Below are 13,447 nucleotides of genomic sequence, written 5' to 3' on the forward strand. Positions count from 1 at the left end.
ATGTTCCTCCAAGTTAAAAAATAAGGGCAGAGCACGGTGTCTGCCCATGCTGTTGCAGCACCCTAAGGTTGAGCGGCACTTTAGGCAAGACTATCAGCTAACTTTTTCCCCACAGTGGGAAAGAGTCGCATGTCAGTATGCGGGAGAAAAAGCGCTGCCATATAGTGCTGCATGAACTGCGGGTTCTCTGAGAGTTCCATGTTGGTCATCAGTTGACGTACCTGCTCTCTTTCACGGAACCTGTTCATATCTGTCATACTAATTTGGCAGCCGAGCATAGAGGCATTGCCCAGGTAATAAAACTGCTCACGATCAATGTCTGGGAGTAGTCCTATGCAGATCGCTTGCTCCAAATCCAGGTAGGCACCAAAGTTACCTGCGAGGATCACCTGTTGTAGATCTGCGAAGCTGAGTCCCACGGATTCGAGCAGGGTCTGATAGCCAGCATACATGGCTCCCTTAGCCCGCATCAGGTTGTCAATATCTACCTCAGTGAGCACTATGTCCTCACCAATCATGGAGGTATGTTCCCAGGCAAGCACGTACTCCCAACCATTACTGCCCTCGCGGATACGTGGCGTATCGAGGTCATGATGAAACTTGCCTTGTTGGTCGATAACATGGTTCTCTAACAGCTCCGCCACGATTGCTATGAGGCCAGAACCACAAATGCCACTTGGCTTGCTCTGACCAATGGTAACGAGCATCGGCTCCAGTGTTTGGGGGTGGATTTGAAACTTCTCAATTGCCCCCTGAGAAGCACGCATCCCGTACTGGATTCCCCCACCTTCAAAGGCAGGACCAGCAGAGCAGGCAGCACAGACGAGCCAGTCCTTGCCGCCCACTACTATCTCACCATTTGTGCCAATATCTATGAACAGGCTGACCTTCTCTGACTTGGCTATTTGGCAGGCATGTGCACCAGAGACAATGTCGCCGCCAACATAGGAAGCAACGCACGGGTAGAGGAATAGACGGGTAGAAGGATGGGCGTGAATACCTAGCTCGGCAGCACGGGTTAAGGGGAACTCACTGACGCTAGGAACGTAGGGAGCTTCCCGCAGGTATTTGGGGTCTAAGCCTAAGAGAAGGTGGGACATGACCGTGTTGCCTGCGGCCATCATATAGGCGATGTCAGAGGGCGAGATGATCAGTTGGCGGCAGATGTCCTCAATAATCGCATTGATGGTGGCAACAACCTTGCCTTGCAAAGCCTTCAGACCACCTGGCCGGGCCGCATAGATAATCCTTGAGATAACATCTTCACCAAAGCTGATCTGCCCATTGTAGCCTGAGGACTCGGCTAATACCTCGCCGGTGTACAGGTTAATCAGTACACCTGAGCAGGTTGTCGTACCTATATCAATGGCTACACCATAGAGCTTGGCAGTGGTGTCCCCTGCCTCTATATCAATGATTCTAAAGGTGTCACCTTGGTTCCTGCCACGGAGCAAGAGGAGAGTAACCTTCCAGTCTGCCTCCCGCAGAGTTCTGGGTAGATATTTGAGCAAACAAGGCAGGTCATAGTAGGGTTCCCGGTGCTGATCTTGGGGAAAATGCAGCCGGATAGCCCGGATCACCCTTTGCATATCAGCGATGTTATCCTCCAGGGTTGGTGGGGGCAGTTCTAGGTATAACTTACTGACCGGAGGATCAACGTTCCACTTACCAATCAAGGCATCAAGGGCCTTGGCAGAAACCGTGCGCGTGGTCTTGGGCCGACGCTTCAGGGTCTTGCCCCCTTTGCTGGTCAGTTCCGGCACGGTTACCTCAATATCCGACTCCACAGTAGAGCGACAGGCGAGCCGCCAACCCCTGTCCCATTCCTCCTGGGTCAGCTTGCTTTTGTCTGAGTGAACTGTGCCCTTGACGTGCACCTTGCACTTGCCACAAACGCCATCGCCACCGCAGCAGGCATGGACATAAATCCCAGCCTTAGCAGCCGCAGACAGTAGCGTATCGCCCTGCTGAACCAGGGTGGTAATGTTGTCGGGCATAAACGTGACAGTGTGTTTCATATATTGCTCCTAGGTAGGCTGAGAAAAAAGGGTTGTAGGGACGGGAAAATCTACCATGTCGCCAGGTCTTAAGCAATGGACGAAGCAGGCAGAGAGGATGCGGAGCGGGCGGACAAATGCAGGCTAGTTATCAGGGCAAGACAGCAGAACTGGGAAGATAAAAATCCCTCTTATCGCTGGGCGTTAGGTACTCCACACGGCAAGGAACAAGAGGGCAAAGAGGCAGGCTTACTACAGGGAGGAAGGAAGCCCTGCATAGGGCAGGAAGGAGGCTTATTTGTGCCGATTCATCTCCCTAAACAGCTTGAGAGCCATCGCCCCGACCGCCAGCACACCAGCAATCAACCCGGCCCAGAGCAGCCAGGTTCTCCAAGGCATCTTGACCACTGGCTGTAGCTGTGCTTGGCCCCCAAGCACCACTTGCGGCCCTGCCTGCGCAGCCGCAAGCAAGCTGCTGCCCTTGAGTGGTTCTAGGGCATCGAGAAGCTGCCCTACTGGCGAGTGGGCAGGAAGCAAGCCAGCCCGGCCATAGGCTAATGTATATGGCCCTTGGCCCTGGGCCATGAAGATGAGCTGACCAGGCAGCCAGCCCAGCTCTAATATGGGAGCCTGAGCAGTACTGACCTCGGTTTCCAGCCGCCATAAACGGTCGGTGCTGGGAGGCAAATGGAGCAGTTCATTCTCCAGCTTTACCCCGTCAATTGTCAGCTGCCATGTGAGCAGGGAGGCCCGCCGCTGCCAGTGTTCCTCTCCGCCAGAATGCACGGTAAACATCGCCAGATAATTCTGCTCTGGCAGCCGAATCTTCAGTTGATCCACCGGGAAAAAGCCCTGGGTATTGTACTGCCAAGTAGTGCGGTTTGGATCGTTCTTGGTGAGGGGTTGTCCGGTTAAGGTCAGCACGCTATGCGGTTTGACCTGGGCTTCCTCTTCATACCCCGCCTTAACTGCGGTCAGGCTGACTCCATCCTTGCCAGCAGGCCAGGAAAGACGGAAATATTTCCCTCTTGCTTGCCGAGGAAGTTCAATCCTATTCCGCAGGAGATTATGGCCGCTGAAACGGAGTTCAGCCAGGGCTGCTGAGGGGACAAATTGCTGCCAATTATCCAGGTCATCGCTGTGGTCAATTCGTACCGAGGTGGAGAACTGCTCGCCCTGTCCTTGCCAGGCTAACTCCAGCCAATCTGGCGGCTGCTCTACAGCGGAGGCATCCAGGATATAGGCTGCAACAACTTGGGTAGCTTGCTCTGTTGCGCCTGTGCTCAAGGCAATGATTGCGCTACTCTTGTTGAGGGCAATGATCGCCCCGTTACCGCTGATGGTCAGACCGTGATCAGAGAGATTGCCATTGGCTTGAGTTGTCTCTGAGAGCGGGAAATACGGCAGGCTCTGCGGAGGCCGGGCAGACTGCTTCTCTGGCTGCGGTTGGCGGAGAAGATGGGGTACTGGCCCCTGGGCATTGAAGACCCGCAAATCACCCAGATCAGGCCGCGTGCAGCCTTGATAGACCTCGGCAGGCAGCATAAGGCTGTACATGGCCTTCTTACCACTGACGGTCAGCTCCATGCCATAGGCAAAGTCCTCTCGGTGCAGGGAGTTTTGCTCCTCAGCAGCATGGCAGGGGAGAGCGGTCAACAAGGCAAACAGCACGGCAAGGTGTTTCATAATTACTGTTCCTCTTTCTTCGGGGGCAGAGGGGAAAAATAGCTAATCACAATGACCAGAATGCCCACAGAGATAAACGAAATAATTCGTTCTACCGTGCCACTGCTGGCCAGGTCAATCAAGAAGAGTTTGAGCACGGTAGCCCCTATCAGAACCGTACCAATAAACCAGACAGATCGACTCTGGCGGCGATCAGCAGTTACCATCAGTACCAAGGCCAGTAATCCCCAGAGAATGGAAACCGCTGCCTGATAAAGGCGGGAATCCAGCATGGTTACAAAATCAAAGGGCACACCAGCCAGATGATGGACAGCACGAGCCAGAGCAGCATTCAGCCAGATAAAGGCCGTGCCTGCGCCAAAGGCAGCGAGAACCTGTTCAGCAACCGGAGCGAGGGATGGTTCAGCAGCGACAACATCTGCCCGGTGCCGGACTGTCCACCAAGCCAGCAGGAGCATCACAGCAATCTGACTCAGTTCGAGTGGATTGAGCACGGGTATAAAGGGAAGCGGCGCGGCATTGCCAGGATTGCCAAAGCAGCCTGCCAGCAACCAGAGCCACAGGAAAACAGCCACAATGCCGGAAGCCTGCCGCTGATACACAGCAACATAGTCTGCCAGCGGCCAGAACCTCTCCAAGCGGCGGTTATGCACCAGGAGTACCATGCCTGCTGGCATCAGGCCCCAGACGATCAGCTTCCATACTCCTTCTCCAGCGGTGAGACGGTGCAGCAGCCAGCTGCTTTCCGCCGTGACAATCAAGGTAAGTAAGAGGAAGCCGATGATGTGATTGATAAACAGGCAGCGTTCTTTGAGCACATTGCGTCCTTGTCGCAGGCAATCATGCAGCAGGACAAAGGCCAGCGGCCAGACCAGCCAGCCCTCATTGGCAAAGAGGTGTTGATGGCCCTGCCAGTCGATGCGTTCCAGTGCCATGAGCACCATAAAGAGTGGCAAGAACAAACCAGGCCAGGCAGCGGTCTTCCAATGCAGTCTTGCGGCCAAACGAGTGAGAACAACGCAGCTCAGGGCGGTGAAAAGCAGGTTGATATGATCTTCAGTAGAGTAATGGAAAAGCCGGTTAATCTCACAACGCCCTGCACAGAACCACCAGAGGCAGCCCCAGAAGAAGAGCAGCAGATGATGCCATTTCTCGCAGCGGCGGAGCTTGTCAGCCTTGTAGAGCTGCCACGAGGAGAAGAACGCGGCCAGGGCAATAATCACTGCGCCAAGATAGGCACCGTTGAGCACTGGCAGCTGCGAAACGGCAGCATCATAAAAGATGAGATCGACAAGGAAGCGCACGCCTGCTGCAAACTGGAGCAGGAAGCCAGTGCTGCGAGCAAGAAAGCGGTTCTGTCGGATACCCACCCAGATTAGGGCTGCGCCTTCCATTGCCCAGGTGACAGCGGCCCAACGTCCGCTCAAGGCGAGTGGCACGGCCAAGGTGACAAAGACAATGCCCAGGGCAAGAAATGCTTCAGTCAAGGTGCGCATTCCCTGGCGCAGCCGCTCGTTGCCCTTGTTCCACAAGAAAAAGGCCAGGCCGACATAAAAGATACTCACTGCCAAGGCACTGAAGGCCAGGCCGTGCGGCATCTTTTGCACCATCCCAGCTTGCAGCGAAAAGCAGATTACTGGGGTGCCAAAGACCAACGTACCGTCCACATAGCCCCGCAAATTGGGTGGTTGGCGGAAGGCAAAGAGTACGCCGATGGCGTTGAACATCAGGAAGAAGAGAATCAGGAATGGTTCGGCAGTGGCGAAATGCTCTGGTCGGTAGCTGTTCAAGCCCCAGGGCGCGCCAATGCCCAGAGTGAAGATAAAGCCGAGCAGATTGAGGCTGCGCCAGGCTTTAAACCACGACACAGCGAGTATGCCGGAGTTAAGTAGGGCGTAATAGCTGAACAGAGCGACGTGACTGCCGCTACCAGTGGAGAGCAGCACCGGCGCAAGAAAGCCGCCTGCTGCGCCGAACAGAGCCAGCGGGCTGGAATCCTGGAGTAAGGCCAAAGCAGTGGAGGCAACGACCAAGCCCAGCATCACGGCAAAGGCCAGCAGCGATGGTACTAAGTGGTAAAGCTTGAAAGCGGCAAAGATGGTGAGGTAAAGGATGCCGATACCGCCGCCTTGTACCAACAGGGCGAATCCAGGTCGCGCTAGTCGCTGTCGCCAGCCAAAGCCAAGCAGGGCGATGCCGCCCATGGCCACGCCGAGCAACCGCAGCTCGATGGGAATCACGTTGCGGTCGGCAGCGTATTTCAGTAAAAAGGCCACGCCGAAGAACAACACCAGCAGGCCCACGCGCAGCACCACGTTGCCCTCAGTGAAAAAGGCTTTTACCTTAGCGGCCAGCCGTTCCTCTAAAGAAGGCTGCTCTGGTACTGCCACGCGCGGCAGTGATGGCGGCACCACCTCGATTATTACTGCTGCTCGTGGCTCTGGTGCAGGCTCGGCCTGGCTGAAAACAGGAACAACTTCTGGCTGCTCCTCGACAGGCGTTTCCTGCTCGTTTTCCGTCAGCAGTTCCTCAATCTGCCCTAGCCGCTGCTCGAGGTTCGCCAGCTTTTGTTTTTGGCGAAAGCTCTGCACCAGCAGATAGCCTAAGAACATCCCAACTATCCCAGCAGTACAGTCGCTTGTAATTAAGCCGAGCAAAATGCCGCCCGCAATGACACTAATCACTGTCAGCATGTCCTTCTTTCTCCCCTCTGGTCAGGGCTTGTCAGCAATGACGCGTTGGTCGGTAATGCAGTTGCTAGAGAGAGTATAGCAGGAGGAATCAGGAAAAAGGAACAGAATCTGCTGAGATTGCTGCTGTGAACCGATGGCAAGCGGCTTCCCACCGAAATGTATTGGAAAACGAACCATTTTTTCCTGGTTGGACACGTTTCTTGCTCGCTGACAAAGGAGTTTGGCTCGGTAAGAAAGGAGTTGTACTCGGCAACAGAGGAGTTTTGCTTGGCCGAACTCCTTTCCTACTCGGCCAAACTGCTTTCCTGTTGAGCCACAAAGGAGTCTGGCCGACTAAAACTCCTTTCTTGGTCGGCCAAACTTCTCTTCAAGTCGGCAGAACTCCTCTTCTGCCAAGCCAAACTCCTTTGCAAGTCGGCCAGACTCCTTTCTTGCCGAGTACAACTCCTTTGCAAGTCGGCAGAAATCCTCTTTTGCCGAGCCAAACTCCTTTGCCAGCGAGTAAGAAAGGAATCTTTTGTTCTGCAACTGCGTACTGCCTCTGTTCGCAAAAATAAAAAAAGGCTACAGCTCGAAAGCCGCAGCCTTTTTTACGCTTGCGCGTCAGTTGCTCAATCAGCCGCCGATCAGCGCAGCCTTGTACGGGTTGGCAAAGAGCAGAATAAAGGCGATAACCAGACCGTAGATGGCGATGGACTCAATCAAAGCCAAGCCAAGGATCATGGCTGTGGTGATCGGCCCTTTGGCCTCTGGGTTGCGAGAGATGCCTGTGCACGCGCTCTCAACGCCACGTCCCATGCCAAGAGCTGCGGCAAAGCCGGTCAGCCCGATGGATGTGGCGGCGGAAAAACATACCAGTGCGAGAGAAAGTTTGTCCATGATGGTTTTACCTCCAAAAAGAGTAAAGAGAAAGTTGGCCTTCTTCCTTGGTTGTGTGAGCTGGGAAAAATCTCAGTGGGCGTGATCCATCGCGCCGACGCAGTAGATGACAGAGAGCAGTACGAAAACAACAGCCTGAATCAGCGAGACCAGCACGCCGAGACAGAGTATGGGCAGCGGCGCAAAGAAGGCCCCGACCAGCATGAAGAGCACGCCCAGCAAGATCTCTTTGGCCAAAATATTGCCGAACAGACGCATCGAGAGGGAAACGAGCCGGGCACAATTGCCAATCAGCTCCAGAATAAACATGAAGGGAGCCATGACCGGGATTGGCCCGGTGAAGTGCTTGTAATAATGCCAGCCATGCTCGCGAAAGCCAAGAAAATGGTGGAAGCACCAGACAATGAGGGTCATAGCCACGGTGATATTGAGACTGGAGGTCGGCGACATGAAGCCAGGCAGCAGGCCGATCATGTTGGCCAAGGCGATGTAGATGAAGAAGGTCGCCAACACCGGGAAGAGCATCTTAGCCTTTTCGCGGCCCATGTGCTCGGTGAAAAAATCCATCAGCCCACCGAGGAGGGCTTCCCAGAAATTCTGGCCAGTGCCGGGCACTAGCTCCAGCTTGCCCAAGGTTAGCTTGGGCACGACGAAAAGAAGGGCCATCAGCAGCCAGCTGTAGGTCAGATACGGCTCGCAGAGCTTTTCCAACAAGGTTGCGCCGATGGGTCCGTGCGGAACCGGCAGTCCGATCCAGTTCAGAATCACCGAAATAAAAAGAATTGGATGCTCCATGACCTACACTCCTTTCGCGTGGTTTCCTTTTCCGAAAAAATCCATCAAGCCCTTGATGAGAACAACGCTGATCACGCTGATTATCACCGTGGACAATCCTGCAAGCAAGCCCAGCAGATGCAGCTGCACGTTCAGGCCCAAGAGAGCCAGCACAACGGCCAGCGCAAATAGGCGCAAATAAAATTTGAACGCAAAACCTGCGGCTGGTTTCTGCGTATCAATCCGGTTGACCAGCTGCATCATGGTACGTTTCAGCAGCATAAAGCTGCTAATCGACAATGCGCCGCCCAGCAAGGCTGAGAAGGCGAACTGACTGCCAAACCCATAGCCGCCGCCCAAGGTAAACAGTACAATCAACAACAAACTACACTGTTCAACCCGGCGCAGGAGGATGTAGTCATTCTCCTGCCTCTTTTCCGGCTTAGTTATCATCCTTGGCAATTCTTCGGCTCAAATCCCAGAGGTGCTTGAAACCCGCCGCAATGCCAAAACCAAGGAAGATAAAGCTCAACCAAGGCGCAGTGCGACCGTCAAAGACCTTGTTGTCTAAATACCAGCCGAAACCAAAACCGATCACCACTGAGAGGGCAAAGGTCATGCCGCTCTGACTGTACATGGCCAGATCAGAGAGGATGCCTTTTTCCTGTTTCCGCTCCCGATTTAATTGATTCAATTTGATAGCACGGCAGCGCGGCAAGTGCAATATTTTTCTATACGGCAGCTAATTTTGTCAGCGAGGCCGCAGTTGCGTCCAGGGCCTGCTGTAAATGCGCCCGATCATGGGCGGAAGAAATGAAGGCGGCCTCGAACTGCGATGGTGCCAGCCAGATGCCGCTGGCAAGCATGTTGCGGAAGTGTTGCGCGTACCGCTGGGCATTTGCCTTCATTGCCGAATTGAAATCTGTCACCGGCGCATCGGTGAAAAAGCAGGTCATCATCGAACCAAGGCGGTTGAGCACGGTCGGCACCGAAGCTGCTGCGCCAATTTCCGCCAATTTTTCGGCAAACCACGTGCTCTTTTCCTCCAGCTCCTCGTAGAAACCGGGCCGCCGCACCACCTTGAGCATCGCCAGTCCGGCGGCCATCGCCAGCGGGTTGCCGGAAAGGGTGCCTGCCTGATACACCGGCCCGTCTGGCGCGACCAAATCCATGATTTCCTTTTTGCCGCCGTAAGCTCCGACTGGCAAGCCGCCGCCGATGATCTTGCCAAGGCAGGTAAGGTCGGGCAAAATACCGAAACGCTCCTGCGCCCCGCCCAAAGCCAGCCGGAAACCGGTGATGACTTCATCAAAAATCAGGACAATGCCTAGCTCGGCGGTCAGCTCGCGCAACTTGCGGAGAAAAGCCAGCTCTGGCACGATCACGCCCATGTTGCCTGCCACCGGTTCGATGATTACACAGGCGATATCCAAGCTGCTGGCATCACGCAGGGTCTTTTCGAGAATTTCTATGTTGTTGTACGGAATAGACAGAGTGTTTTTGACGATGTCCTCTGGCACGCCAGGGCTGCCAGGAATGCCGAGAGTGATCACGCCCGACCCAGCCTTGACCAGAAAAGAATCCGCATGGCCGTGATAGCAGCCGTCAAATTTGACAATCACCTTGCGCCCGGTGTAACCCCGCGCCAACCGCACTGCGCTCATAGTGGCCTCGGTGCCGGAGCTGACGAAGCGCACTTTTTCGAGAGAAGGCACGGAAGCGCAGACCAGTTCGGCCAGCTCAACCTCCAGCGCGGTGGGCGCACCAAAGCTGGTGCCGTTGGGCACGGCCTCATGAATCGCCTTGACCACTTCGGGATGGCCATGACCCAGAATCATCGGCCCCCAGGAGCCGACAAAATCAATGAATTCGTTGCCGTCCACGTCTGTAATTGTGCAGCCTTGGGCCTTGGCGACAAAGAGCGGGTCGCAGCCCACAGATTTACAGGCCCGCACGGGCGAGTTCACGCCGCCGGGGATGACTTGACAGGCTTGAGCGAAAAGAGCGGCGGAGTTCTGGGTTTTCATGGGCGATTTTCGGTTCCGGGGCTTGGTTCAAATGATTCCGGGCTTTGCGTCTTGAACTGTCAGTCCCATCTATGGTAAGCTGCACGGGCAAGATAGTTCTGAATCAAGGGTTTGTAGCGGCGGGCCTTTTGCGCCGACGCAGCCTGCTGACTATAGCATGTTGCCTTTTTTTCTGCAAAAGCAAAAAGAGGTGGCAGGAGCTGCCGACAAAAGTTTTCGGCAAGGCTGCTAGGAAGCTAAAAGCAACTGGCACTTTGCTATCTTCTTCGCTATGTCTGAAAAAATTCGCGAGTAATAGAAAACATACTGCAACAAAAGGAACCCCATGAAAACACATGTCAAAAACACCCTTGCTGCCCTGCTGTTGACCGCCCTCTCCTGCTCTTCCGCCTGGGCGAAATTCGAGCTGCCGGATCATGTTTATCCTGCCAGCCAATGGAAAATAGCGCAGGAGCAGGCCAAAAGCGGCAAAAAAGCCTTGGCCTTTGTCGGCACGGACAAGGAAACCACCTGCCCCATTGCCACTGCCGCCAGCTTGGAGGTCTTCGATAGTCTGAAAGATTCCAGCGTAGTTGTTTATGTTGAGCAGGGCGATTTGGACAGCCTGCCGAAAATCGCCAGCGAGGCTCTGGATTCTGAAGCGGCGGGCAAGTATATTCCCAAAACAGCAGTGGTCAGTGCTGATCTGAGCAAGCTGATTCTTGTTCTTTCCGATGCGGAACCAGCGCAGCGAACAGAGAAAATTAAGGCAGCACAGGAAGAGATCAGCAAATATTTGCAGGAAAATAAATAAAGCAGCACAGCTTTTTCTCTCACTTCAAACACGATTAAGGAGATTTGAATTATGGCTAGCGACAAAGTTATCAACGTCACAGACGGCGCATTTGAAAGCACAGTCATCAACAACGCCCTGCCCTGCTTGGTGGACTTCTGGGCACCTTGGTGCGGCCCCTGCAAGGCCATTGGCCCGGTCATTGACCAGCTTGCTGACGAATTTGACGGCAAGGTGAAAATTGCCAAGATGAATGTGGATGAAAATCCAGAAACGCCGGGCAAGTTCGGTATCAAGGCCATCCCTACGCTGATTCTGTTCAAAGACGGCAAAGCAGTCGGACAGATCACCGGCGCAGTGGGCAAAGGCCAGCTGGTAGCCCTGCTTAACAAGGCGGCCTGATCGCGTCGTCCTCTCCTAGCAGCGGTATCCGGGACGCTGCGCTCAGGCGGCGTTTCGGATGCAAACTTCAAGTTTTTTCAGGAATTTTTTATGAACAAGCCAGATTATCAGCTGATCATCATTGGCGGCGGCCCTGCCGGACTGACTGCCGGGCTGTACGCAGCTCGCGGGCGGATCAAAACCCTACTCATTGAAAAAGGGGCGACCGGCGGTCAGGTATTGCTCACTGACTGGGTGGATAACTATCCGGCCTTTGCCGAGGGCGTTAGCGGTTTTGAGCTGATAGACAAGATGACCGTCCATGCCGAACGCTTTGGCCTGGAAAAGAAATTCGCGGCGGTAGAGTCGCTGGACTTGCAGGGTGATCTGAAAAAAGTCCAGCTGGATTCCGGCGAAACTCTGACCGCGCAGGCGGTGATTCTCTGCACCGGGGCTAAACCGCGCCAGATTGCAGTGCCAGGCGAGGAGGAGCTGCAAGGCAAGGGGGTTTCCTACTGCGCCACTTGCGACGGCCCCTTTTACCGCGATCAGGAAATTGCGGTGCTGGGCGGTGGTAATACAGCGATTCAAGAGGCCATCCATTTGACTAAATTTGCGAAAAAAGTTACTGTCATTCATCGTCGTGATACGTTACGGGCTACAGCGATCCTGCAAGAAAAAGCCTTTGCCAATGAAAAGATCAGCTTCATCTGGAACGCACAAGTAAACGAGATTTTTGGCAAGGAGAGCGTTGAGGCAGTGCAGATACTGCATAACGAAGGCTTGACCTCTGTCCTGCCAGTGACTGGCATTTTTATCCTCATCGGGGTAAAACCCAACAATGAAGTGTTACCACTTCACCAACTCAAAACCGATCAAGAAGGCTTCCTGATCACGGACAGTGAAATGGGTTGCTTCGACTTGCCTGGCGTGTATGCCGCAGGCGACATTCGCAGCAAAAAATTTCGTCAGATTATCAATGCCGCTGGTGAAGGGGCAAACGCAGAACTTTCCGCAGAACATTATCTCGGCACCTTGCCGGGCTAAAAACAACCATAGAATTTCAGGGCCACGATCATGCAGACCCCAGTTTCTTGCCCGCGTTTCGTTGTTTCTCTGCTTCTTGCTGTTGCCACCTGCCTGTCATTGAGCGGTTGTGGCACGGTCAAAGATATGTTCAGCTCTTGGTCATTCGGTGCAGCTAAGGACGAGGAGTTTGAACCAGCAGAAACCCTAGCTGCCAAGGGGATGAACGAGTATAAAGTCGGCAACTACTCTGACGCGCTGAAGTCTTTTCAGGAGATCATCGACCGCCATCCCTTTAGCCCGCAGGCGTTACTTGCTGAACTCAAGGCTGCGGACTGCCAATACTACAGCGGCAAGTATGCTGAGGCCAAAGAACTGTATAATTTTTTTGAGGAGCGGCATCCCACCAATGAAGCGGTGCCCTACGTCATCTTTCAGATCGGCATGTGCGACCTTTCCCGGTCCGAGCGGATCGACCGCGACCCTACCGGCGCACGCGACGCAGTGCAGTCGTTCTCCCGGCTGCTGCGCGTTCATCCTGACTCGCCCTACACCAAGGAGGCTAAGGCCAGGATGCAAGAGGCTAAGGAATTTATCGCCAGCCACGAGTATTTTGTCGCGGTCTTCTATGTTCGCACCAAGAAATACGAACAGGCCCAGCATCGCCTGAAATACCTGATCGCCACCCACCCTGATGCCGCTGTTATCCCGAAGGCTAAGGAGCTGCTGGCCAAGCTGGAAGCTGGACAACCGCCCAAGTGGGGCATAGAAAAATGGCTCCCCGACTGGAAAATGCCAGAATGGGGCTGGTGGAAGGACGACGGCGATACGGTCGAGCAAACCGGCAAAGAGGCGGCGCGTTCCGCTGAGTAGCATAACCCAAGTTGTGACCTATAAATCTTGAATTATACTTCTGCTGTCTGGCACGAATATAACCGCACACGGAGGAGAGCATGGAACTCAAGATTACAACATTTTACTGTTTATGCGATGATTTTTTTTAATTTCTGAAGGCTGACGCGATAACCAGCAAAGCACGATGAGCACGGCTGAGGTCATGACCGTAGCTTCGACTGCCGCCGCTTTCTTTTCCGGCAGTTATGAAAGAAGCTGCGTATTTCTTGAGCAGCATGGATATGGTATATGCCTGCCATGCTTTCAAAAAGCCAGTTCAACCGCCGCCTGCGCGACATTCCTGAATCAGTCTGGCGC

General features: G+C 54.2%; 14 protein-coding genes. 5 read left to right on the forward strand and 9 right to left on the reverse strand.

Annotated features, from left to right (window positions below; translation table 11 throughout):
• Positions 1-80 precede the first annotated feature (80 nt).
• From ACNKIB_RS10210 to ACNKIB_RS10220, 3 genes are all read right to left on the reverse strand, one after another.
• Positions 81-2,018, reverse strand: coding sequence for an ASKHA domain-containing protein (locus tag ACNKIB_RS10210; RefSeq protein WP_417910445.1), 1,938 nt, complete (start codon positions 2,016-2,018; stop codon positions 81-83).
• Between the two features lie 273 nt (positions 2,019-2,291).
• The gene (locus ACNKIB_RS10215; protein ID WP_417910446.1) at positions 2,292-3,683 is read right to left on the reverse strand and encodes a DUF3999 domain-containing protein; all 1,392 of its coding nucleotides are present in this window, start codon (positions 3,681-3,683) and stop codon (positions 2,292-2,294) included.
• Between the two features lie 2 nt (positions 3,684-3,685).
• Positions 3,686-6,376, reverse strand: coding sequence for a DUF2339 domain-containing protein (locus ACNKIB_RS10220; protein WP_417910447.1), 2,691 nt, complete (start codon positions 6,374-6,376; stop codon positions 3,686-3,688).
• A 156-nt stretch (positions 6,377-6,532) separates the two neighbouring features.
• Here ACNKIB_RS10220 and ACNKIB_RS10225 point away from each other — a divergent pair, with 156 nt between their 5' ends.
• Positions 6,533-6,688 (forward strand): hypothetical protein, encoded by a 156-nt coding sequence (locus ACNKIB_RS10225; protein ID WP_417910448.1) that lies wholly within the window; start codon positions 6,533-6,535, stop codon positions 6,686-6,688.
• 21 nt (positions 6,689-6,709) lie between these two features.
• Here the strand turns inward: ACNKIB_RS10225 and ACNKIB_RS10230 are convergent, their stop codons facing one another.
• From ACNKIB_RS10230 to hemL, 6 genes are all read right to left on the reverse strand, one after another.
• The gene (locus ACNKIB_RS10230; protein WP_417910449.1) at positions 6,710-6,904 is read right to left on the reverse strand and encodes a hypothetical protein; all 195 of its coding nucleotides are present in this window, start codon (positions 6,902-6,904) and stop codon (positions 6,710-6,712) included.
• An 87-nt stretch (positions 6,905-6,991) separates the two neighbouring features.
• A complete protein-coding gene (atpE, locus tag ACNKIB_RS10235) occupies positions 6,992-7,255 on the reverse strand; it encodes an ATP synthase F0 subunit C (RefSeq protein WP_417910450.1) in 264 nt (87 codons plus the stop codon).
• 72 nt (positions 7,256-7,327) lie between these two features.
• Positions 7,328-8,050 (reverse strand): F0F1 ATP synthase subunit A, encoded by a 723-nt coding sequence (gene atpB, locus ACNKIB_RS10240; protein ID WP_417910451.1) that lies wholly within the window; start codon positions 8,048-8,050, stop codon positions 7,328-7,330.
• A gap of 3 nt (positions 8,051-8,053) precedes the next feature.
• Entirely contained in the window at positions 8,054-8,482 is a 429-nt protein-coding gene (locus tag ACNKIB_RS10245; protein WP_417910452.1) for an ATP synthase subunit I, read from the reverse strand.
• The gene (locus tag ACNKIB_RS10250; protein ID WP_417910453.1) at positions 8,472-8,723 is read right to left on the reverse strand and encodes an AtpZ/AtpI family protein; all 252 of its coding nucleotides are present in this window, start codon (positions 8,721-8,723) and stop codon (positions 8,472-8,474) included. Before ACNKIB_RS10250 ends, ACNKIB_RS10245 begins: the two co-directional genes overlap by 11 nt.
• 37 nt (positions 8,724-8,760) lie before the next feature.
• Positions 8,761-10,056, reverse strand: a complete 1,296-nt coding sequence (gene hemL, locus ACNKIB_RS10255; protein WP_417910454.1) for a glutamate-1-semialdehyde 2,1-aminomutase — start codon at positions 10,054-10,056, stop codon at positions 8,761-8,763.
• Between the two features lie 325 nt (positions 10,057-10,381).
• On the opposite strand from hemL, the gene ACNKIB_RS10260 reads away from it, so the two are divergent.
• From ACNKIB_RS10260 to ACNKIB_RS10275, 4 genes are all read left to right on the forward strand, one after another.
• Positions 10,382-10,849: a hypothetical protein gene (locus ACNKIB_RS10260; protein ID WP_417910455.1), complete on the forward strand. Its 468-nt coding sequence runs from the start codon at positions 10,382-10,384 to the stop codon at positions 10,847-10,849.
• Positions 10,850-10,900: 51 nt separating this feature from the next.
• Positions 10,901-11,230 (forward strand): thioredoxin, encoded by a 330-nt coding sequence (gene trxA / locus ACNKIB_RS10265; protein WP_417910456.1) that lies wholly within the window; start codon positions 10,901-10,903, stop codon positions 11,228-11,230.
• A gap of 90 nt (positions 11,231-11,320) precedes the next feature.
• A complete protein-coding gene (gene trxB / locus ACNKIB_RS10270) occupies positions 11,321-12,256 on the forward strand; it encodes a thioredoxin-disulfide reductase (RefSeq protein WP_417910457.1) in 936 nt (311 codons plus the stop codon).
• A gap of 30 nt (positions 12,257-12,286) precedes the next feature.
• Positions 12,287-13,108, forward strand: coding sequence for an outer membrane protein assembly factor BamD (locus ACNKIB_RS10275; RefSeq protein ID WP_417910458.1), 822 nt, complete (start codon positions 12,287-12,289; stop codon positions 13,106-13,108).
• Positions 13,109-13,447 lie beyond the last annotated feature (339 nt).

Origin of the sequence: Candidatus Electronema sp. PJ (genome assembly GCF_048287395.1) — a bacterium.
Taxonomy (GTDB): domain Bacteria; phylum Desulfobacterota; class Desulfobulbia; order Desulfobulbales; family Desulfobulbaceae; genus Electronema.